This is a genomic window from Acinetobacter sp. YH16042 (assembly GCF_013417245.1).
In the GTDB taxonomy this organism is placed as follows: domain Bacteria; phylum Pseudomonadota; class Gammaproteobacteria; order Pseudomonadales; family Moraxellaceae; genus Acinetobacter; species Acinetobacter amyesii.
Map to the genome: position 1 here is coordinate 78,004 of NZ_VPEJ01000004.1, position 21,665 is coordinate 99,668.

The 21,665-nt window shown below is 39.9% G+C and carries 22 protein-coding genes; 12 read left to right on the forward strand and 10 right to left on the reverse strand.

Translation table 11 applies throughout. The features are described 5' to 3' along the window. Window positions 1–36: 36 nt before the first annotated feature. On the reverse strand, window positions 37–627 hold the full coding sequence (locus FTV37_RS04280) for a nitroreductase family protein (protein WP_171525909.1): 591 nt from the start codon (window positions 625–627) through the stop codon (window positions 37–39). Window positions 628–839: 212 nt separating this feature from the next. Between FTV37_RS04280 and FTV37_RS04285 the strand changes: the two genes are divergently transcribed. After that, the gene (locus FTV37_RS04285) at window positions 840–1,229 is read left to right on the forward strand and encodes a hypothetical protein (RefSeq protein ID WP_180063112.1); all 390 of its coding nucleotides are present in this window, start codon (window positions 840–842) and stop codon (window positions 1,227–1,229) included. 99 nt (window positions 1,230–1,328) lie between these two features. Here the strand turns inward: FTV37_RS04285 and rhlB are convergent, their stop codons facing one another. Together rhlB and FTV37_RS04295 are read right to left on the reverse strand one after the other, a co-directional pair. Beyond that, window positions 1,329–2,480 (reverse strand): ATP-dependent RNA helicase RhlB, encoded by a 1,152-nt coding sequence (gene rhlB, locus FTV37_RS04290; RefSeq protein WP_078188878.1) that lies wholly within the window; start codon window positions 2,478–2,480, stop codon window positions 1,329–1,331. Between the two features lie 99 nt (window positions 2,481–2,579). Then, complete coding sequence (locus FTV37_RS04295) at window positions 2,580–2,792, reverse strand: cold-shock protein (RefSeq protein WP_005014923.1); 213 nt, start codon at window positions 2,790–2,792, stop codon at window positions 2,580–2,582. Between the two features lie 413 nt (window positions 2,793–3,205). Here FTV37_RS04295 and FTV37_RS04300 point away from each other — a divergent pair, with 413 nt between their 5' ends. From FTV37_RS04300 to FTV37_RS04325, 6 genes are all read left to right on the forward strand, one after another. After that, window positions 3,206–3,400: a sulfurtransferase TusA family protein gene (locus FTV37_RS04300; RefSeq protein ID WP_078189214.1), complete on the forward strand. Its 195-nt coding sequence runs from the start codon at window positions 3,206–3,208 to the stop codon at window positions 3,398–3,400. Between the two features lie 143 nt (window positions 3,401–3,543). Further along, window positions 3,544–4,413, forward strand: coding sequence for an RNA polymerase sigma factor RpoH (gene rpoH / locus FTV37_RS04305; protein ID WP_078188879.1), 870 nt, complete (start codon window positions 3,544–3,546; stop codon window positions 4,411–4,413). A gap of 171 nt (window positions 4,414–4,584) precedes the next feature. Then, window positions 4,585–4,950, forward strand: coding sequence for a DUF423 domain-containing protein (locus FTV37_RS04310; RefSeq protein ID WP_180063113.1), 366 nt, complete (start codon window positions 4,585–4,587; stop codon window positions 4,948–4,950). Window positions 4,951–5,006: 56 nt separating this feature from the next. Continuing rightward, window positions 5,007–5,204 carry a sulfur carrier protein ThiS gene (thiS, locus tag FTV37_RS04315; RefSeq protein WP_180007313.1) on the forward strand — a complete coding sequence of 66 codons (198 nt, stop codon included), beginning with the start codon at window positions 5,007–5,009 and terminating at the stop codon, window positions 5,202–5,204. Window positions 5,205–5,216: 12 nt separating this feature from the next. After that, window positions 5,217–6,002 carry a thiazole synthase gene (locus tag FTV37_RS04320; protein WP_180063114.1) on the forward strand — a complete coding sequence of 262 codons (786 nt, stop codon included), beginning with the start codon at window positions 5,217–5,219 and terminating at the stop codon, window positions 6,000–6,002. A gap of 181 nt (window positions 6,003–6,183) precedes the next feature. Continuing rightward, a complete protein-coding gene (locus tag FTV37_RS04325) occupies window positions 6,184–6,756 on the forward strand; it encodes a hypothetical protein (RefSeq protein WP_180063115.1) in 573 nt (190 codons plus the stop codon). Window positions 6,757–6,836: 80 nt separating this feature from the next. Here FTV37_RS04325 and FTV37_RS04330 read toward each other — a convergent pair whose 3' ends face one another. Beyond that, a complete protein-coding gene (locus FTV37_RS04330; protein ID WP_078188886.1) occupies window positions 6,837–7,448 on the reverse strand; it encodes a glutathione binding-like protein in 612 nt (203 codons plus the stop codon). A 215-nt stretch (window positions 7,449–7,663) separates the two neighbouring features. Here FTV37_RS04330 and FTV37_RS04335 point away from each other — a divergent pair, with 215 nt between their 5' ends. The 3 genes from FTV37_RS04335 to trmB all read left to right on the forward strand — a co-directional run bounded on the left by FTV37_RS04335 (window position 7,664) and on the right by trmB (window position 12,228). Beyond that, complete coding sequence (locus FTV37_RS04335; RefSeq protein WP_180041312.1) at window positions 7,664–9,106, forward strand: SulP family inorganic anion transporter; 1,443 nt, start codon at window positions 7,664–7,666, stop codon at window positions 9,104–9,106. A 289-nt stretch (window positions 9,107–9,395) separates the two neighbouring features. Continuing rightward, window positions 9,396–11,336, forward strand: a complete 1,941-nt coding sequence (locus FTV37_RS04340; RefSeq protein ID WP_257224209.1) for a sensor histidine kinase — start codon at window positions 9,396–9,398, stop codon at window positions 11,334–11,336. Window positions 11,337–11,511: 175 nt separating this feature from the next. Next, entirely contained in the window at window positions 11,512–12,228 is a 717-nt protein-coding gene (gene trmB / locus FTV37_RS04345) for a tRNA (guanosine(46)-N7)-methyltransferase TrmB (RefSeq protein ID WP_078188891.1), read from the forward strand. Between the two features lie 104 nt (window positions 12,229–12,332). Here trmB and FTV37_RS04350 read toward each other — a convergent pair whose 3' ends face one another. From FTV37_RS04350 to FTV37_RS04375, 6 genes are all read right to left on the reverse strand, one after another. Beyond that, entirely contained in the window at window positions 12,333–13,850 is a 1,518-nt protein-coding gene (locus FTV37_RS04350) for a GMC family oxidoreductase (protein ID WP_180063117.1), read from the reverse strand. 218 nt (window positions 13,851–14,068) lie between these two features. Next, complete coding sequence (locus FTV37_RS04355; RefSeq protein WP_180063118.1) at window positions 14,069–14,752, reverse strand: class I SAM-dependent methyltransferase; 684 nt, start codon at window positions 14,750–14,752, stop codon at window positions 14,069–14,071. Window positions 14,753–14,814: 62 nt separating this feature from the next. After that, a complete protein-coding gene (locus FTV37_RS04360) occupies window positions 14,815–15,588 on the reverse strand; it encodes a Rossmann-like and DUF2520 domain-containing protein (protein WP_180063119.1) in 774 nt (257 codons plus the stop codon). A gap of 226 nt (window positions 15,589–15,814) precedes the next feature. Next, window positions 15,815–16,027 carry a hypothetical protein gene (locus FTV37_RS04365; protein ID WP_078193638.1) on the reverse strand — a complete coding sequence of 71 codons (213 nt, stop codon included), beginning with the start codon at window positions 16,025–16,027 and terminating at the stop codon, window positions 15,815–15,817. Window positions 16,028–16,359: 332 nt separating this feature from the next. Then, complete coding sequence (gene pepN / locus FTV37_RS04370; RefSeq protein ID WP_180063120.1) at window positions 16,360–18,969, reverse strand: aminopeptidase N; 2,610 nt, start codon at window positions 18,967–18,969, stop codon at window positions 16,360–16,362. 353 nt (window positions 18,970–19,322) lie between these two features. Further along, window positions 19,323–19,598 (reverse strand): hypothetical protein, encoded by a 276-nt coding sequence (locus tag FTV37_RS04375; protein WP_180007321.1) that lies wholly within the window; start codon window positions 19,596–19,598, stop codon window positions 19,323–19,325. A gap of 493 nt (window positions 19,599–20,091) precedes the next feature. Between FTV37_RS04375 and FTV37_RS04380 the strand changes: the two genes are divergently transcribed. Both FTV37_RS04380 and FTV37_RS04385 read left to right on the forward strand, forming a co-directional pair. Continuing rightward, on the forward strand, window positions 20,092–20,355 hold the full coding sequence (locus tag FTV37_RS04380; protein WP_078188903.1) for a hypothetical protein: 264 nt from the start codon (window positions 20,092–20,094) through the stop codon (window positions 20,353–20,355). A 148-nt stretch (window positions 20,356–20,503) separates the two neighbouring features. After that, the gene (locus FTV37_RS04385; RefSeq protein WP_180054545.1) at window positions 20,504–21,661 is read left to right on the forward strand and encodes a hypothetical protein; all 1,158 of its coding nucleotides are present in this window, start codon (window positions 20,504–20,506) and stop codon (window positions 21,659–21,661) included. Window positions 21,662–21,665: the final 4 nt, after the last annotated feature.

Below are 21,665 nucleotides of genomic sequence, written 5' to 3' on the forward strand. Positions count from 1 at the left end.
CTGATCGATCTTGTTCAATCGACCTATTTTTCACTTTTATTGGTTTGCTTTATGCCAATGGCTTACAAAGTCAGCAGACTGTATTTCAGCACGCGGTGGAATGGCTTTCACTGCTGTACCGATATAAATAATGCCTGAAATCAAATCATTTTCCGTTAAACCCAAGGCTTGTTTAAACAATTTAGATTCAACCACCGCCCCACTACGCCACATGGTTGAAAAGCCTTGTGCTTGTAGAGAGAGCAAAAAGTTTTGTACTGCTGCGCCTGAACTTAAGATTTGTTCGAAATGCGGAACTTTGGGATGATCTTGTAATTGAGTTAAAGCCAAAACCAATAGTGGCGCACGAAATGGATGGTGTTTCACACGTTCCAACTGCGCTTCTTCTGTTTGTCCAGTATCGGCTAGAGCATGTGAAAGCAACTCACCAAATGCTTCACGTTCAGTTTCAGGAATAATCACGAAACGCGTAGGCTTAAGACGATGATGATCTGGCGCCGTTAAAGCGGCTTGAAACGCATTTTCCAATTGCTCAGCATTCGGCGCAGGTTCAATTAAATGACCAATCGACTGACGCTGATGAATATTTTGATGAACTGTATCAACTGCTGATTTTAGAATTGACATCTATACACTGTACTTTAAAACGTTTGCTCAAGATTAGCATATTCTCAATAACTTACTCTAGAATGTTTACATCAGACTCGGTGCTTATTTGTTAAGTCAGCTTTATTCACAGATTTACTATAAAAAAACCGCATAACTTGTACAGCAGTTCCCTGTTCTATAAGAAATTTTATGTTCAAATAAATCAAATTGTTTCTAACTCGGGGCACCGCATGAAAAAATTCAACAAAACTGTTGCCATGGTTAGCACGCTAAGCGCAACTGTGCTTTTAGCTGCATGTACATCTACGCCAACAAAATCTTTAGCGATTCAAAAACCAAATAATCAATATGAAGTGACTGCCGTAGGTAAAACCAGTTTAGCGGCAAAAAATAATGCAATTGCAGCGGCAAATAGTACCTGTGGTAAAAATGCGACCCCTGTCGTGGTGGATGAAAAGCAAGAATACAACGGAGTTTTAAAAGGCGTGGTCGATGAAAAGACAGGTCAAATGATTCAGGCGGCGGCTGGCGTACTTGGCACCATTACTGGAAATAGCGGTAGCATCAGCAAAGATGATGATTACCAAACCGTACTAACCTTTAGTTGCCGTGCAAACTAAAACGCTAGTCTGTGATTTTGTTTTGTCATTAACTCAAAATGAAATAGTCGACATGAAATAAAAAAGCCTGCAAATCTGCAGGCTTTTTAGAAGCAAAAATTAGCAATAACCGTCTAAACGGGTTAAAGGTAATTTTTGACCAATGGCTTTTTCAATTTCAGGTAGTGAAAAAGCATCATCTTCAGACAAGAAACTAATACTGACACCACGTGTTCCTGCACGACCTGTACGACCGATACGGTGTACATAATCATCAGACTGTTCAGGAAGTGTAAAGTTCACGACATGAGAAACGCCATCGACATGGATACCACGACCCGCAACGTCTGTTGCAATCATGATGTTATGTTGACCATTTTTGAACTGATCAAGCATTTTCAAACGTTTATCTTGAGCGATTTCACCTGACAACATCACCACTTTATAACCGTCCTTTTTGAGATGATCATAAAGTTTACGCACTTGATCACGACGGTTGGCAAAGATCATGACCTTTTCAATTGGTTCATCACGTAAGATGTCTTCCAATAATTTATATTTATCAGACTTCGCCACCATGTAGACACGTTGCTCAACGTCTGCATTGGTTTTCTTTTCAGGCTCAATTTCAACTGTAACGGGTTCAAACAACCACTGCTGTGCAAGATTGAGCACGTCATAACTAAACGTCGCAGAGAACATTAGTGTTTGGCGTTGTTCTTTACGTGGTGAGAAACGCACAATCCGTTTAACTGAAGGAATAAAGCCCATATCTAAAAGACGGTCAGCTTCATCAATCACTAAAAATTCAATTTGATCGAGCCAAACTTCTTTTTGTTCCACAAAGTCAATTAAGCGACCTGGGGTTGCAACCATAATGTCGACAAAATTACGGTTTAATAGATTTTTTTGTTTATCGAAATCTACTCCACCCAATAAAGTCATGACATTAAGATCAGTGTATTTCACTAATTCTTTGGCATCACTTTCAATTTGCAATGCAAGCTCACGGGTTGGTGCAAGAATCAATGCACGCGGTTCACCGCGGAAGCGTTGTTCTTTAATTGGATTATTCAACAGATCATTAATCACACTGACCAAGAAAGCAGCTGTCTTCCCTGTACCAGTTTGAGCACGACCAATAGCGTCATGTCCAGCCAATGTAAATTTTAAAACCTTTTGCTGAATAGGCGTCATATCCTTAAAACCCAAAGCATCAATGGCTTTTTTAAGGTTCGGATGTAAATTTAAGGTTTCAAAACCTGATGACATATAGATGTGCCCTAAATGAATAATCACAAAATTATCGAAGCATTATAAACAAAAAACGCCCCAATTTACATTGGAGCGTTTCTGAGTACATTTAGACGATTAGTCTAAAGGTTGTACTTCTTCAGCTTGGAAGCCTTTTTGACCTTTAACAACGCTGAATTCTACGCGTTGGCCGTCACGAAGTGAACGGTGGCCTTCGCCCATAATTGCGCGGAAATGAACGAATACGTCGTCGCCGCCGTTACGTTGAATAAAGCCAAAGCCTTTAGTGTCGTTGAACCATTTAACAACGCCTTGTTCACGAGCTGTCATAAGTTAATCCTTATCGTATTTAAAAAAGAAGGACCACCCGGTGTTGCAAACAGCAGACCAAACAAGGTTAAAAAATATTTTTATTTCTAAGCTTGTAATCATTCTGTAAAACTATCAACAAAATCCCGGTTACATCCAAATATATCAAGAGTTAAGAGGCTTCACAGCCAACAAAAATCTTAACAACGCAACGAGCTTAACACGGGTTTACTGCAAATAATAGATTTTTTTGATCTATTTTCCTTTTGAATATTCTTATTTTTTCACATCGTTTGAGTTATAAATCACAAAGGATTTTTGCCTATTTTAGGTTGGGATTTGGCACTGTATTTGCTAATATTTCCATTGAAATGTAAACATGTTGGATCTGCTTCGTGAGTGACAGCCAAAATTCGCTTTTAACTGTAGATGCCATGGGTAAACCCTGCCCGATGCCGCTATTGATGCTGAAAAAAGCTTTAAAGAAAAGTCCAGACCAATCTTTATTGTTAAAGTCATCCGATCCGCACAGCCAACAAGATGTATCACGATACTGTCAAATACATCAGTTAAACTGTGAAATGCGCAAAATTTCAGATTCTGAGTTTCATTACTTAATTGAATCTTAAAAAGATTCAGTTAAACTAAATTGCTTCATAATTGAATAAAAGTTTACATTTCTATACCCAATTTTCCATAATTTACGGAAATATTGGATTAAGATGAATCTTAGTTATTGGGCTTACCCATTTTTAGTTCTCAAGGAGAAAACATGAGTGACAGCAGCAATCAATTGATGCCCCTGTCATTATCGGCACCTGGGGTGAATCTTGGTGCTTATATTAGTACTGTTAATCAGATTCCAATTTTATCGGCCGAACAAGAAAAAGAGCTGGCCGAGCGTTATTATTACGACCAAGATTTAGACGCAGCTAAAATGCTGGTGATGTCGCATCTTCGTTTTGTTGTGCATATCGCACGTAGCTATGCAGGCTACGGCTTGCCACAAGGTGACCTGATTCAAGAAGGTAACTTGGGCTTAATGAAAGCGGTAAAACGTTTTGACCCAAATATGGGCGTACGTCTCGTATCTTTTGCTGTGCATTGGATTAAAGCAGAAATTCATGAATATGTGATTCGTAACTGGCGTATTGTCAAAATTGCGACCACTAAAGCACAGCGTAAATTATTCTTTAATTTACGTAGCTTAAAAAAGTCGTCTAAAAAATTAACTTTGGCTGAAGCACAGTCAATTGCCAATGACTTAAATGTGACACCCGAACAAGTCTTGGAAATGGAAGGCCGTTTAACCGCTTATGATGCTGCATTTGAAGCTCAAGGTGATGATGACGATGAAGGTTCGACTCATGTTGCTCCTGCCCTTTATCTCGAAGATAACCGTTACGACCCTGCGCGTTTAGCGGAAGATGAAGACTACGAAGAACAAAGTACTTCAGCTTTACATGAAGCCATGGATCAGCTGGATGATCGTTCACGTAACATCTTACAACGTCGCTGGTTAGATGACGAAAAGTCGACACTGCATGAATTGGCGGCGGAATATAATGTATCTGCTGAACGTATTCGTCAGTTGGAAAAAAATGCGATGGAAAAAATTAAAGTCGCAATGTCTTCAAACTAAGTTGAAGGCTTTTCCCAGTCATACTAAAAAAGAGCATTTCGATGCTCTTTTTTTTATGCCTGAATATTGTCGAATGACAAACTGCAACACAAAAACTTTGGGCATTTTTGCTTTAACCCAAGGTACTAAATATGCTATGGTTATGCGCAAATTTTGTTAAGGTGAATGCACATGTGGATTGCCATTTCCGCACTTAACTTAGCTTTTGCTGTGATGCTTGGTGCCTTTGGTGCACACGGATTAAAAGCGCGCGCGACTGAAGCCCAATTGGCTTGGTGGCAAACTGCAACGGACTATTTCTTTTATCATGCACTGGGCTTACTTGCCCTCGCGATCTTATCCAAAGTCATTCCCCAACTTCCAATAAAAGCCAGTTTCCTGCTTATACAAATTGGTATTTTCTTCTTCTGTGGTTCTTTATATGTGATGGCTCTTGGCTTACCACGCGGTCTCGGTGCCATTACCCCGATTGGTGGAGCGCTGATGATTGCTGGATGGATTATATTGGCATGGAATGCGTTTAAATACGCAAAATAATCAACAGCAGAATTGGCCTTACTCAACAGGCAAGGCAGCAAGAACGGAATCCGCAAATGCAAATCTATTTAAACGGCGAAGCTACACAAACCGAATGTGTCAACCTCTTGCAATTAGTTCAACAATTACAACTGGAAGGTAAACGCTTCGCTGTTGAAAAAAATGAAATGATCATCTCGAAAAGTAAATTGGAACAAACACCAATTACTGAGCAAGATCATATTGAAATTATTCATGCCGTAGGTGGCGGCTAAAATGGAGCTCCCATGGAAGATACACCCCTAATCATTGGTTCACGTACATTTAATTCACGACTTTTAGTTGGTACAGGTAAGTACAAGGACTTAATGGAAACTGACCAGGCCATTCAAGCCAGTGGTGCTGAAATTGTGACCGTTGCCATTCGCCGTGTGAATATTGGTCAGCATCCAGACCAGCCGAACTTGCTTTCAGTGGTTCCACCTGAGAAATATACGATTTTGCCAAATACAGCCGGTTGTTTCGATGCGAACAGCGCGGTTCGTACTTGTATGTTGGCACGTGAACTCTTAGATGGTCACAATTTGGTTAAACTTGAGGTTTTAGGGGATGAGAAAACCCTATATCCAAATATTACTGAGACTTTAAAAGCTGCACGTACATTGATTGACGATGGCTTTGAAATCATGGTTTATACCTCAGATGACCCAATTGTGGCACAAGAACTGGAAAGCATGGGCTGTGTAGCGATTATGCCTTTAGGTAGTCTTATTGGCTCAGGTTTAGGTATTCTCAACCCACACACCATTTCGATCATTAAAGACAATGCCAAAGTACCTGTTTTGGTCGATGCCGGTGTCGGTACAGCAAGTGATGCAGCGATAGCGATGGAATTGGGCTGTGATGGCGTATTAATGAATACGGCAATTGCAGCAGCTCAACACCCTGTTCTGATGGCTTCAGCGATGAAAAAAGCAGTTGAAGCCGGTCGTGAAGCGTTCCTAGCAGGACGTATGCCTCGTAAACGCATGGCAAATGCCAGTTCACCTGAAACCGGATACTTCTTTAAATAAGAACTCATTCACGGTATAAAAGAGGACTCTATTGAGTCCTCTTTTTGATTTTGAAAACCTGATAATAATGAAAATATCCCATATATTTTGTACTTTGAGTCTTTGTGTCGCATCTAGTTGGCTGTCTGCCCAAGTGCCGAGCACAGCCAAATCACTCGCGCCTCAAGGTTGGAACATTTTGATGGCTACGACTGGAGACCTAAACAAAGATCAAATGCCAGATATTGCGATGATCGTGGAAAAGCAAAAAGTCGATGTAGCGACCTATGATGACGATGGCAAAGTCGTTCATAACCATCCACGAAAACTCATCGTGTTTTTTAAAACCGCAAAGGGATATCAACGTATCGTTAAAAACAACAGCATCCCTGTCGCTCAGCAACCGAATTCATGCCTACTAGACCCACTTGCTGAAGCAGAAGACATCCAAATCAGTAAAGGCAATTTACTCGTTCATTTTAGTTATTTTATGGCTTGTGGTGGCTGGGAATGGCCCCGACATAGTTATACCTTCCGTTGGCAAAATCAACGCTTTAACCTGATTGGTTTTGACTACAGTAGCTTTCACCGAGCTTCAGGTGAAGAAACATCGAAAAGCTATAATTTTTCGACCTTAAAACGTAAGGAAATTGTAGGCGGCAATATGTTTGAAGATGCCAAAACTCAAACCAAATGGTCAACCTTCAAATCACCACAGCAACTGACGCTTAAAAATATTAACTTTGATGATTTCTATACACAGTTCGAGTACTAAGTTGAACCTGAGCAATGCCAATCTAGCAATAAACAAACCGCCAATTTCGGCGGTTTGTTTATTCAATTTCAAAACTTAACTTAAGGAATTAAACCTTCATCACGCATCGCAATTTGAACTGATTGACGCTCTGCAACTTTGTTGCGTAAAGCAATGATATTTTTATATGGCGTTAAATCATGACCGATGCCATTTGACCAATTTGTCAGTACAAAGAGATAAGCATCTGCTGGGCCAAAGTTATCATCGACCAAATAGTCGTTATCCGATTCACCAATCGCTTTATCGATGTATGTCAATAAACGATCAATTTCTGCATAAGCTTTTTCTTTAGCGTCTGCATCTAGTGGAGCACCAAAGAATACAGCATAAGCATCATGTAATTCTGAGTTCAAATAGCCAAGCCATTCTAAAACTTTGGCACGACCTAAACCTGATGGCGGAATTAAATCTTGTTTTGGATCATGCTGTGCAAGAAACGGTAAAATTGCCACGTTCTCGGTCAGGATCAAACCTGGGTTAATTTCTAATGCAGGTACATAACCTTTTGGGTTGATCTCGTAATAATCCACCCCTTTTTCTGTTTTATGGTTTTTTAGGTCAACACGGACCAAATCAAAATCGACATTAATTTCATTTAAAATTATATGTGATGCTAATGAACATGCACCTGGAGAATAATAAAGCTTCATATCTGATCCTTGTTATGTACTATTCAATGTTTTAAATCTCTTCTGTCAAACTTTCAAGTGATCAAACCTGTAAATTGCAAAAAAGCGTAAATGCTGAAACACATATACTCATTGACTATTGTCCATAATTAAGAAGATTTCAAGTCAATCTGTTATGCATTTTTATACTCAGTTGTTTTAACATAGCCGCGTTTAAGATTTGATGAAAAGTTACCGTGTTACAACTTAAAAAAGAACAATGGTTTTCCAATATTCGTACCGATGTGCTCGCAGGCTTGGTGGTTGGACTGGCGCTAATTCCAGAATCGATCGCCTTTTCAGCTATTGCTGGGGTTGACCCTCAGGTTGGTTTGTACGCTTCGTTTTGTATTGCCGTCACCATTGCCTTTTTTGGTGGTCGTACAGCAATGATTTCTGCTGCTACGGGTGCGATGGCCTTACTTATGATCACATTGGTCAAAGATCATGGTTTGCAATACCTTTTGGCTGCCACGGTTTTAACTGGTGTGATTCAAATCATTGCTGGCTATTTTAAAGTCGCAAAACTTATGCGCTTCGTCTCGCAGTCAGTGGTGTATGGTTTTTTAAATGCTCTCGCGATTTTAATTTTTGTCGCACAGCTACCTGAAATGTCAAAGATGGATAGTTGGGGCTATGTGTTTATGCTTTTAGGGCTTGCGATTATTTATCTGTTTCCATATCTACCTAAAATTGGCAAAGCTATTCCATCACCGCTGATTTGCATTATTGTCCTCAGTGGCTTGGCATTATTTTTAGGTGCTGACCTGCGTACTGTGAGTGATTTGGGTAAGTTTCCAGAGACTCTACCTATTTTCTTGATTCCTGAAATTCCTTTCAATCTTGAAACCTTCACGATTATTTTCCCTTATTCCATCACCCTAGCAACAGTTGGCCTATTAGAAACCATGATGACCACGACAGTGATCAATGAAGTCACTGGAACCGAAGGAGATCGTCATCAGGAATGTCGTGGTCAAGGGATTGCCAATATTGTCAGTGGCTTTATGGGCGGCATGGCAGGTTGCGCCATGATTGGTCAGTCGATTATTAATGTTAGTTCTGGCGCGCGAACTCGCCTTTCCACTTTGGTTGCAGGTGTATTTTTGTTGTGTTTGGTGGTGTTCTTAAAAGACTGGTTGGCCTATGTCCCAATGGCGGCCTTAGTCGCGATTATGGTCATGGTGTCATTCACTACGTTCCAATGGAATTCAGTCAAGCAATTTTCAAAGCATCCAATGTCTTTTAATGTCGTGATGATTACTGTGGTGATCGTGGTGCTTGCAACACATAATTTGGCGCTTGGCGTATTGGTTGGTGTGCTCCTCTCTGCGTTGTTTATTATCAATCAACTGGAAAGTTCGGTAAAAGTCACATCAGAACTTAAAGACAATATTCGTAGCTACACAGTCTATGGACAAATTTTCTTTAGTAGCTCTGAGAGTTTTTATCAATTTTTTGATTTTCAGGAGAGGGTTAGTCATGTGCGAATTGATCTGAGTCATGCACATATTTGGGATATTACTTCCGTCAATATTTTAAAAAATGTCGTGCAAAAATTTGAGTCAAAACAGATTCAAGTAGAGGTTTTTGGCTTAAATGAAGCAAGTAGCACTTTACTTGACCGTGTCAGTGACTAATGGATTTTTGAAATATTCACTTTGAATCAAATCAATTTTCAATAAAGCGCGACCTATTGGGACCCTAAGCAGGATATATATAGCAAAGGGTTTCAATAATCAAAGTCTCATTTGTAATGACATTACATAAAATACTAAGCCTATAAAAAAGCGAAAAATTCACCATTCATTCGATTTAACTGTATAATTCATCTCATAAAATTATAACTATCAAAAATAAAACAAAGATTTGATGTGACTTTCTATTTATTTTTTTAAATTGTGGATACACAAAATTGGGGGAATTTTGATGGTATGGTTTTGGTCACGACACTGCATTCAAGCAAATCGGCTGCTGGTCTTAGCGAGTCTATTTTGCCTGCTATGTTGTATTGCTATACCCAGTTTTGCCAATGCCACCCCTCAGATCTCAAGCAGTCATTGTCCTGTTGAAATTACCCATATTGCCACAGCTAAAAGCGCTGTCGAGCAAGAGCGCCCACGTACAGGTTGGCAAAATCTGCAAAAGCTTCCAGACACTTGGAATAAACGTTGGCCGGATTATCATGGTATCGCTTGGTACAAAATCCAATTTAAGTTGAACTGTGACCTCCATCAGTTAAATCAACCCATTGCTATCGCTATACAAGGCATCACCCAAAGTGGTCGGGTTTATATCAACGATGCCCTACTTTGGCAAGACTATATTTCAGCAGAACATTTTTCACGAAGCCAACATCAACCAAGAATTTTGAACTTGCCTAGCTCGAGTTTAAAGCAAGGTGTTAATACCATTTGGGTGCAAGTGTATGGTTCAGTGACCCAAAAATCAGGACTCAGTTCAGTTCAAATTGGGGAATACCAGCAAGTCTATGACACCTTTAAAATTTGGTTACTCGAACAACGACAATTAGTCGAACTCAATACGATGATTAATTTCGTCGTGGCTGTGTTCTTTTTTTTAGCATGGCTCGCCAATCGTAATGAAAGAGCTTACTTATGGTTAACCATCACAGGCATGGCTTGGGTATTTTATAGCCTGTGTATTATTTTTAATGGACCAATTTCATTTCTAACCACCGTACAGGTCGACCGCCTACAAAATATCATTTTCTGTTTTTATACGGTTTTTGGCTGTATTGGTGCGTGGTATTTTGCAAACCATCCTTTCCCGAAAATTCAAAAGCTGTTATTAAGCCTTGCCACTATCGCAGCACTCTGTATCGGTTTTGCACCAGAGGCTTATTTAAAGACCGTCATCCAAATTTGTTTTAGCTTCTTTGTTTTGGTCTTTGTGGCCAAATGTATTAGCTACCCCTACTTGGCGTATAAAGCCAAAATGGCTGAAACCTATTTGCTTGCAACGCTGTATTTGATTTATTTACCAATTGCGGTACATGATGCGCACTTTATGATGACCATGGAAGGCCATGCGCTCTCACCATATACTGGCCCACTAACCACCCTCGTTTTGGGCGGCGTACTGGCTTTGCGTTTAGCTCGACACACCCGTCAAATTGAACGTTTTAATAAGACCTTAACTGAAAATGTACAACGTGCAGAACTGAAACTTGCTACCTCACTCGGTCAACAACATCAACTCGCACTTGAAAATGCACGACTTCAAGAACGAATTCATTTATCTCATGACTTGCATGATGGTTTAGGCGGATCTATTGTCCGTTCAATTTTACTGTTAGAACAAAATGACAAAATTGAAAAACCACAAATCATGTCGATGCTTAAACTGTTCCGAAATGATTTAAGACAAGTTATCGATTCGGGTTCAAGTATAGGGACGAAAGTTCCAGACACCCCGATCGAATGGGCGGCGCCGATTCGCCATCGCTTTGTACAGCTCTTTGAAGAATTAGACATGAGCTCAAGCTGGAAATTTGCTGCCGAATGGATTCACTCACCCACTGCAACTCAATGTCTCAATTTGACTCGTGTCGCTGAAGAAACCCTGACCAATATTCTAAAGCATAGTCAGGCTAGCAAAGTTCAAGTCAGTTTGTGCGAAACAGAGACTCAACTGATATTACGTATTGAAGATAATGGTATAGGCTTCAACCCTAACGATGTTGAACAAGGTCTACATGTTGGTCTACATAGTATGCAAACACGAATCCATCGTATCGGTGGTGAATTTAAAATACAGTCACAGCCGGGTTGTACCGTTATTGAGGCCATTTTGCCATTTAAACCTGATGGTGCTGACAGTGAAGATCTTGATGAAAAAACAGCCTAGATTAATGTTAATTCATGACTTTTGAGCTAAGTAATTCACTGTACATGGCAAATCCTCGGCACGGCTTCCGTCGGTGAGATTGAGCAAAAAGAGGATATATTCACGGTAAAAAATTTGACTTGTGCAACTCAGGACTTAAAATACCGCATTCGAATTTTTTACATTTGCCAAAGTTATGTCGAACGATCAATTAGACCAGCACGCTGTAGATCTGGATAACCTAAACGAACACCGTGAAATCGTGACGTTTATGCGCCGCTCTGCGCCACTTAATACTTCGCAACGTACTGCGCTGGAACAATATGGTCATCTAATTTTGGAATATCCTGTTGGGGATTTGCGTCAGCATTTTGAACACCCTGAACGTCCATTAACTGTTGAGATCGGTTTTGGTATGGGTCGCTCTTTGGTACTGATGGCAAAAGCAAACCCTGAACGTAACTTTGTCGGTATTGAAGTACATGTTCCGGGTATCGCTCAATGTGTGTATGAAGCAGGTCTTGCAGGGTTAACTAACCTTCGAGTATTGGATGCTGATGCCATCCAAGTGCTACGTGAAATGCCAGACAACAGTATTAACACTGTGCAATTATACTTCCCAGATCCATGGCAGAAGAAACGTCATTTCAAACGTCGTTTTGTATCTCATGACCGTATGCCATTGGTTGAAGAAAAATTAGAAATCGGCGGCACATTCCACTCAGCAACTGACTGGGAACCGTATGCTGAATGGATGATCGAAGTTCTTGAAGAACGTCCACGTCTTGAAAACCTTGCGGGTAAAGGCAATAGCTACCCTCGTCCAGACTGGCGTCCACAAACTAAATTTGAACGTCGCGGAATTGAAGCAGGCCATAAAATTAATGACTTCATCTTCAAAAAAGTAAACTAATTTTTGAATGAAATAAAAAACCACCGTTAGCGGTGGTTTTTTATTGCTGTTTTTGATCTAAGATTTATCTGTGTTGTATCAAATCACATAAAAACGAATAACCACTAGGCTACTTGCGCTTGGAGCTGACTTTGTCGAATCATATCCACGGCTTTTTCAGCAATCATCACTGTCGGCGCATTGGTATTGCCATTCACCACAGAAGGCATAATAGAGGCATCGACGACACGAAGGTTTTGAATCCCGTAGACTTTTAATTCAGGGTCAACCACAGACATCTCATCCACGCCCATCTTACAACTACCGACAGGGTGATAAACCGTATCCACACGCTGACGTAAGATTGCACGTATATCATCATTTATTTTGACCAGTGAGGTAAATAAATCTTGCTGATAATGACTCGATAAAGACGGAGACATCATTAATTGCTGCGTCAACTTAAAGCCTTGTACCAAATCTTCTAAATCCTGCTCATTCCCTAAAAAGTTTGGATCAATCAATAATGGATCATTTACACTGGAACCACTTAGTTTGATCGTGCCACGACTTCTTGGATTGAGCAGACACACATGACAAGATAAACCATGGCTTGCGTGAAATTTACGTGCATGGTCATCTACTAACGCCACAACAAAGTGTAATTGCAAATTTGGAATGGCTAAATCGGGTGAAGACTTTAGAAAACCACCACATTCTGCAAAATTTGAAGCAATCATACCTCGTCGTTCCTTACGATAGCGACTGATCTGCTTGAACATATCAATTGAGCCAGGTAAGGACACGCCAAATGTGCCTTGGTATTCTTTGACTTTATAACCAAAAATGAAATCGGGATGATCGTGGAAGTTCTTTCCTACACCCGGTAATAAGACCTCCCGTCTGGCTTTTAGGTGTTTCATTTGCCCTGCATGTTGTACTTCTACACCAGTCGCAACTTGATGCTCTATGGTAATTTTATGTGTCGTTGCTTTGGTTAATACAGTTAAATTTGGCCGATCTAAATGTGGAAATAAGTACGCACGCGCCACACTACAACGTTCTCCATTGATATGCGTAACCTGATAAACCCCTAAGCCTTCTTGTTCTGCACCATTAAAATCATCGAGGACTTTATGGCCTTGTGCACGAGCCGCTTCGGTATAGCGTTGATGGAAAATATTGTCGCTTTGCACATCTGTGACGGATAGAGGGCCGTCATTACCGTGGAATTCATTCTGTATTCGATTGTTATTTTCTGAGCGAATAAAATAGGGCAAGACCTCGTCGTATGACCAGCCAGTATTGCCCTGTGCTGCCCATTGATCATAGTCATTTTTATGTCCACGAATATAAATCATGGCATTAATACTGGATGAACCACCAAGGCATTTTCCACGTGGTTGATAGCCTTTACGACCATTCAAGCCAGCTTGAGGCACAGTTTCAAAGGCCCAATTATTGATCTTGGTCGGCAGGCTCACGACGCACGCAGCTGGAATATTGACCGTCCACTGATCACCTTGCCCACCTGCTTCTAACAAGCACACGGATATATTCGGATCTTCACTAAGGCGTGCAGCCAGTACGCATCCCGCACTTCCGCCACCAATCACAATATAATCAAATTCCATTTTTGACATTATTTTCATCCAATTGATTCTTTTTATAAATGCACAATAAGTGATTTAACGCTGACTGAAAAGTTTCTTTTTTAAAAAAATGAACACGCTACCGTGCAAGAAGGATGAAACTGATGATCGAAATTTTGTTTCATGCTTCACTCTTGCAAGGTGGCATCAATATCTGTCAAATTGATCGATGAACTTCATACGCCCAATCGTGGACTCTATTATTTTTTTCAATTAATCGACGTTTTAAAAGCACAGTAAGCTGCATAGCTAAAGATTTGACTGAAACAATGGATTTGATCAAAGCCTATTTCCCTCAGTAAGCTTTGATAATGCTGCTGGCTAATCAGTTCAAAATCATCTTCTAAACGCTGCATCATTTTTGTCGCTTGCGCAGCAGATAAACCTTGCATTTGGCAAAATTCAGGCAGGACACGCTGCTCAAAATTCGAATGAGTTTGCATCAAATCAAAACTTAAAAAAATGCCCTGCGGTTTAAGCAATTCAAAAGCTTTTGCTAAAAAATTCGTTTTCTCTGAAAACGGAATGAAATGCGTCACCAAGATACTCAGCACCGCATCAAAACAACTCAACTGCTCAAAAGCAGTATGACTGCCCAAAACAAATTTAACGCGATGCAACTGTCCAGCAGCTTCAACACGTTGGCGTGTTTGATTCAGCATGTTTTCAGACAATTCTGTAACGGTAAATGACCATGTTGGATTCAAGGCCATGAGATAACCCAATTCATAACCCGTCCCACATCCAATAATCAATATATGGGCATCTTCAGCGACATGGCAATTCAACACCGCCTGAATCTGTTGATGGACAAGTTCATAGCCGGGAATTAATTTTCGTATATGTGCATCATAACTTTCGACCACTTGTGGGCTATTAAAATCTTTTGCCATGTAACATCCTGTTTGACATGTATGTCTAAGCTAATAAATATTCATTGTTCTATATGGATTGTTTATTTCTGATGATGCTCAAGAATCTGCTGACTCAGTATTTCATAGACCGCTTTCAGATCGACTTGATCAGCTTGCTCAAGCATACTGGCGTGCATCTGCATGATATTTTGATCCCCACGCATTGCAGGGCCTGTTTGCATGTTACGTGGTTCAGCCTGGGCTTTCTTCGCCGTCTCTAAAATCAAAGGATAAAGCAAGCTAAAATCGACGTGTTTTGCATCGACTATCTGCTTTGCCATGTCATAACAATAATTACTAAAATTACAGGCAAACACCGCAGCAAGGTGCAGACTCAAACGCTGTGCCGAATCATATTGATAAACCCTTTGACTAATGCTGTTTGCTAAATCTGTAAGTATCCTCAAATCTGCAGAATCCACCGCTTCTACAAAGATCGGTGTCGACATCCAGTCCACATCTCGATCTAAACTAAAGGTTTGTAAAGGATAAAACACCCCTGCTCGCGAATGCTGTTGGGTCAGTACCGTGATATTGGTGCTACCTGACGTATGCACAATCAAAACTTGTGGCAAATAAGCTTTCACTTGATGAATAACGGTTGCAATCGATTGGTCGCTCACCGCAATGATCAAAAGATCAATCTCAGCATTCAACTTAGTTGGGGTATGAATAGCTTCTGCACCTACTCTTGCTGCAAGTTTTTCTGCATTATCAAGATTTCGCGCATAAACTTGCACAATGTGATGTTGTGGATGAAGCACATTGAGCAAATGATGTGCAACACGACCTGCCCCCACAATACTGATTCGCATATAGTTCTAACTCATTTTGGATGGCTACAGCATGTCAGGAAAATATTGGACGTGCAAATCGAGTCGTATTGATAGAATGATTTATTTTCAATACTTCCCATCAATTTCGCTCAGATAAGCACAAAAAAGGGATGCGCTTCATCCCTTTTGCTAGACGTCAATCTGAGTCTGATTCATATCTTGCCCATTTCAATCTAGACAATATCCACGATATACACTTTAGCTTTTACGATTTACCAATGATCTGATTCAGAGTCTGTAGGTATTGTTCTGCATCGCGGCGCGCATTGAATTTCTTTTCAAATACACCTGTGTTTTGCACACTATTGGGTGTGTATTCTACCGAAACAACAAAGGTATCAAGCAAATCTCTATTAATTCGAATTGCAATAATATGATGTGAGTTTAAATAAAAACCTTCATCAACCTTAACTAACATGACCCGCCTCAAAAATCCCACATAATAAAATAGATAAAAAATCTAAACATTCATGAACTTGGATGCCTTACCGCATACAGTCATTCATATGTTAGACCTATTTTATTGTAGCGCCATTATGTGATTTATATTGCAATTATTATGTAATTTAAATAAATTCTCAGAGAAAATTTTTGAGTTTCAGCCATCTAAACATGATTGATTTTCAATTCTAGCTAAAGATTGGATAAAAAGACTGGATATAAAAAAAGCCTGCTGCCATAGCCATGGCAACAGGCTCATTTCAGTAAGACTGATTTAACTCAAATCAATCGTACAGAGAGGTTGAATGATTAAACACTTAACATGCTATTTAAGGTTTCTGATACATTCTTCGATTTCACGACAGGTTTAAGCGCTTCAAGTTCGGCTTTAACTTCACTACGCTGCGGCTCTGCCAACGTGTACCAACGGGACAAAATTTGCAGTAACCGTGAACCGACAATTGGATTTTTCTCATCGAGGAATTTTGCTAATTCAACAATATGCTGCACACCAAAGCTCCAAGTGTTGACAGGATTGCTATTTAAGCCACCAGTAACCGCACGAATACGGTTCGGCACTTTCAAGTCATAATCAGGATGAGCAGTCAGTGCCTTAATGGTTTCCGCAGTTGCTTTCGGATGTGCCGCTTGCAACATAAACCATTGGTCCATCGACAAAGCTTCATTTTTAAAGCGTGTATAGAAGGTTTCTAAAGCTTGCTGTGCTTGTGGTGCATCATTCCAAACCAATACTTTTAAAGCACCAAGACGTTCAGACATATTGCCTGTTGAGCTGAATTGTTCATAAGCCAATTCAAATACAGAAGCATCACCTTGACGTGCCATCATACTCAACATGATGTTTTTCAATGCACGAACACCCATAGCTTGTGAAAACTCTTTCTGCGCATCTGGGTCTAAAGTTGCATAAGTCTCTTTAAAGAATGAACCTAGCTCACGTGCCACACGACTTAACAGTGCTTCACGCTGTTCTTGCACTTGGGCAGGACTGTAGTCGGCATCAATACGGCTACCTAAATAACCCTCTGTCGGTACATCGAATAAACGTGAAGCAAGTAGTGGATCACGCTCAACCAATGCTGGTAATGTATTTTGAATAGCTTGAACATAGATGTCGGCATCATGGCCATTTAACAAAATACGTTCTAACAAGGTTTGGCTGGCTTGCCATTGGTTAAAACCATTCGGCTCATACTGCATCAGGAATGCAAGCTCTTCATCTGAATAGTTAAATTCAAGATTAACAGGTGCAGACAAGTTACGCAGTAAAGACACAACAGGCTGGTTTTTTACACCGCTAAATGTAATTGTTGCAGTATCGGTATCAAATAAATACACGCCATCTTTGATGCCATTTTCAACCAATGCATCTGAGCTGAGAAGTAACTGTTCACCACTCGTGGCATCAAACAATGCCAAAGCCACAGGAATAGGCACAGCTTTTAAATTTGGATATTTCGGATGCGCTTTTAAGCTTTGTTTCAAGCTTAAAGTATAGGTTTGATTTGCAGCATCGTACTCACCTTTTGCTTCAAGTTTTGGTGTGCCCGGTTGGTTATACCAAATCAAGAAACTCGATAAATCTACACCTGAACCTGCTGTCAGTGCTGCCACCCAATCTTCAACAGTCACGGCTTGACCATCGTGGCGTTTGAAATATTCGTCAGTACCTGCACGGAATTTTTCTTTGCCCAGGAGTGTCGCCATCATGCGGTTAATTTCCGCACCTTTTTCATACACAGTTGCGGTATAAAAGTTATTAATTTCAACAAAATGATCTGGACGCGGTGGATGTGAAAGCGGGCCTGAATCTTCTGGGAACTGATGAGCTTTTAACACAGCAACGTCATCGATCCGTTGTACCGCAGCAGATTGTAAATCTTCTGAGAACGACTGATCACGGAATACCGTCAAACCTTCTTTTAAACAAAGTTGGAACCAATCACGACATGTAATACGGTTACCTGTCCAGTTATGGAAGTATTCATGTGCAATCACAGACTGAACACGCATGATCGCTGCATCTGTGGTGTATTCTTCATCAGCAAGCACACAAGAGGTGTTGAAAATATTCAAACCTTTGTTTTCCATTGCACCCATGTTAAATGCACTGGTTGCCACGATCATATAATTGTCTAAATCATAAGGACGACCATAATGTTCTTCGTCCCAACGCATCGAATGTTTTAAAGCTTCCATGGCAATATGACATTTTGGAATGTCTTTTTCTTCTGCATAGATTTCTAAAGCAACATTACGACCTTCAGACGTCACATAAGTGTCTTTAAGTACTGCCAAATCACCAATCACACAAGCAAATAGATACGATGGTTTTTTGGTTGGATCTTGCCAAACGGTATAATGACGACCTTCACCGGTTTCACCCGCTTCAATCAAATTACCATTGGCAAGTAATACAGGGAATTTTTTATCCGCTTCGACACGTGTGGTAAATACCGATAGCACATCAGGACGGTCAGGATAATAGGTAATTTTACGGAAGCCTTCAGGCTCGTTTTGAGTAACGAATAAATCGCCTGCCGCTTGGTATAAACCTTCGAGTTGAGTATTGCTTTCAGGATGAATCACGACTTCGGTTTCAATGACAGCTTGGTCAGGTGCATTTGAAATCACCAGTTGTTCTGCATCTACAACATAGGCATCTGCCGGCAAGACTTGACCATTTAAGCGAATTGATTTGAGTTCCAAATCACGACCCAATAACACCAAATCTCCAGCCGTTTGACGCTGCATCACCAATTTTGCATTTACATTGGTATGCACATCAAAGACTTGAATATCTAGATCGATACTATCTACGACAAATGATGGTTTTTGATAATCTTTTAAATAAACAGTTTGGTCTGCTTCGACCACTGGATTTGCCGCAATGTTCATATCTCGTCCTATTCCTTAGTTATTGCTTTATCAGCTTTTTGAACACATTGTGAATGACTTGATCATACGACAAGATGCATAAGCTGTCTTCGCATTTACAATGATTTATATATGGGCTCAGCGCATGTTGTTTTCAATCATCTTTATTGAATAATTTAAAGGCTGGCACATATTTTCGCCATGTTTAAGCAAAATAAATGCCCGAGTTGAGTACAGCTACTGCAAAGTGCAAACTTTCTACTTACCTAAAATAAATAAAGCACCTATATACTAGAAAGAGAAAGTACAGGTTCTTTATCCATCTGTACTTTCAAATTATTGTGCTCAAACTTTGCTGCTTAAGACTTAGAGGATTATTGATTTTCGAAAATTAAATCGAGTGCGCGGTCATAGTCTGCAGCAAAGTAAAATTGAAATGCCGTGACTTTTGAGCTGAGGAATTGCTGAATTTCTGCCGTCGCACCCGCCACATAAATTTTTGATACTTGATGTTGCTGCGCCAGGCCCAATAACTCGATCGTCTTTTCCAGTGTTTGATCATGCCCAATAATCAGCGCACCAACCGTACCCTGTGGCTGCTTATATAATTGCATGCGAGTGATATTGCTGTTTTTAAGTGCGTCTGACATGTGTATTCCATACAAAGAAAGGATAAAAAAGATCAAAACCTTTAGAAATCAAGCTGAATCATATTGTGTATCAAGTTCAGTAGATTCCGCTTTGTTTCAGTCCTGCAAGTTAAGATCATTAGAATTATAAGCTCAATATATACAAATATACTTTTAAAATCCAATCGCTTAGGTGATTCCTTCCAAAAAGCACCTAAGCTCTCAAATAATCTCAGTCTTCTCATTTGGATTTGATTGCATACTTCTGTTTAAACCATGCACCAAGATGTTTCTTTTTCAACAGTTTAAGCATTTTGAGAATGCATCTGGGATAGAAACACTCATCAATATTATTTTGTTACTTTTAAATTAATAATTTATTTTCAATACCTTAGTAAGTAAATATACAGTTTATCTGCTTTAAAATCTCTACTCAAAACAGTTGAGCATGCGTTTTGCATCTACTTAATTGCCAAAAGCAAAATATTCAGAATAAAACAAAAAGAGGTGCATTATGTTTATTAAAGAACACATCATCCGTATTGAAAATATGAAGACACTGCAAGCGCTTGATGCTGCAAATATCGACCATCAGGTGATTGCAATGTTTATGACCTGCGAAGGGATTCCACTCAAAGCCTTTGAGGTCAGTTCATTACTTAACTCATATAGTGCATTAGGCACTAAGAAAGTTACGTCTAAAAAAGTGCAAGCTTTAATACAAGCCAAACAACTTGGAGAGGAGGACGAATCGATCCCATGCCCAGCCGCTTATTAATAATCCATTCTGACTAAGAGCTGCATCATCACGATGCAGCTTTTTTAATTGTCGACATATCGCCTGAGCTGCCGCAACTGAAATTGCAAACCCGTCTTTAAACAGAGATGTGTATAATCAATTTAACCTTTCAAGAAACGCTGGCAACATGTTCAATATTCTACGCAAACAAATGGATGAAAGTACACAATGCCCGTTGTGTCGTGCATCAATGTATTGGGTAGATGCTGAAAAATTAGATGAGCAAGAATTTAATTTTTATCAGTGTAGCCACTGTCATCATCAAATATTTCCAGAACAGCAATACAACTGTCATTGTGAAAACTGTCAGGCTGCGCGAAAAAAACTACTGAAAGAAACCCGTTTACAAGAACAGCGTAAACTCAAAAATAAAGATATCGTTGAACGTGAATTAAGTGAACTGAGTTTTTTACAGAAACTCTTTTTGCTGGCTTTATTGGATAATCACGTCCAAGAACATACGGCGCATCAAGAATTTATCGACTGGGACGCTATTAAGTATCATAACATCAGCCCGAATTATTTCTTCCAACAATCACTCAAAAAGCATCTCGTGCATGAGCAAATTTTGATTGTGAAAGATGATGCGCTACAAGCTGAACAGTTTTATATCAATGTCCGTCTGGATGGCTATTCGGAGCCCAGTCTTTTTAGCGTAGCGCAGCAACTCCGCCATTGGTTTTATGAAAATTTAGCCTTGGGTGTCCCGTTTAAAAGCGCTGACGAAGTGAAAGAATGTTTGTATCTCCTACTGTTTCAAGAAATTGTGCAATTTATGCAGTTTTACTGTAAGACATGGGGCATTCAAATTGCAGGGAATAAAAGCTTTCAAGTGTTCTGTTATCGCCTACTCGACCATCTTGCGGTTGGGCAGATTTACTATATGATTCAGTCAGCACTCGAATACCTACATAAACAAAAAGCTCTGCAAGTGCGTAATGAAAATTTCATTAATACAAATCTGTTAAAAAAGACCTTACAGCAATATCGTGAACGTGGCTTACAGGAAAAATGGGAAACCTTTACTCTACCTCGTCCGCCACAACTCCCCTTTAGTAAAATGAGTGAAATTTTGCTCTTTCACTTTTTAGGACTCGATGAAAGTATCTTTGTGCAACCAATACGCCATGCTTGGAAAAAAATCGAACCTCGCTTAAATTTTTATTCCACAAAGCGTTGCATGTACTGTGGTTCACAAGAACTCTCTGTCGATTATGATGCCGCAGATTATGTGACCCTGTTCTGCCGTAATTGTAAACATCAAGACCATTACTTCACCCGCTAAGGGA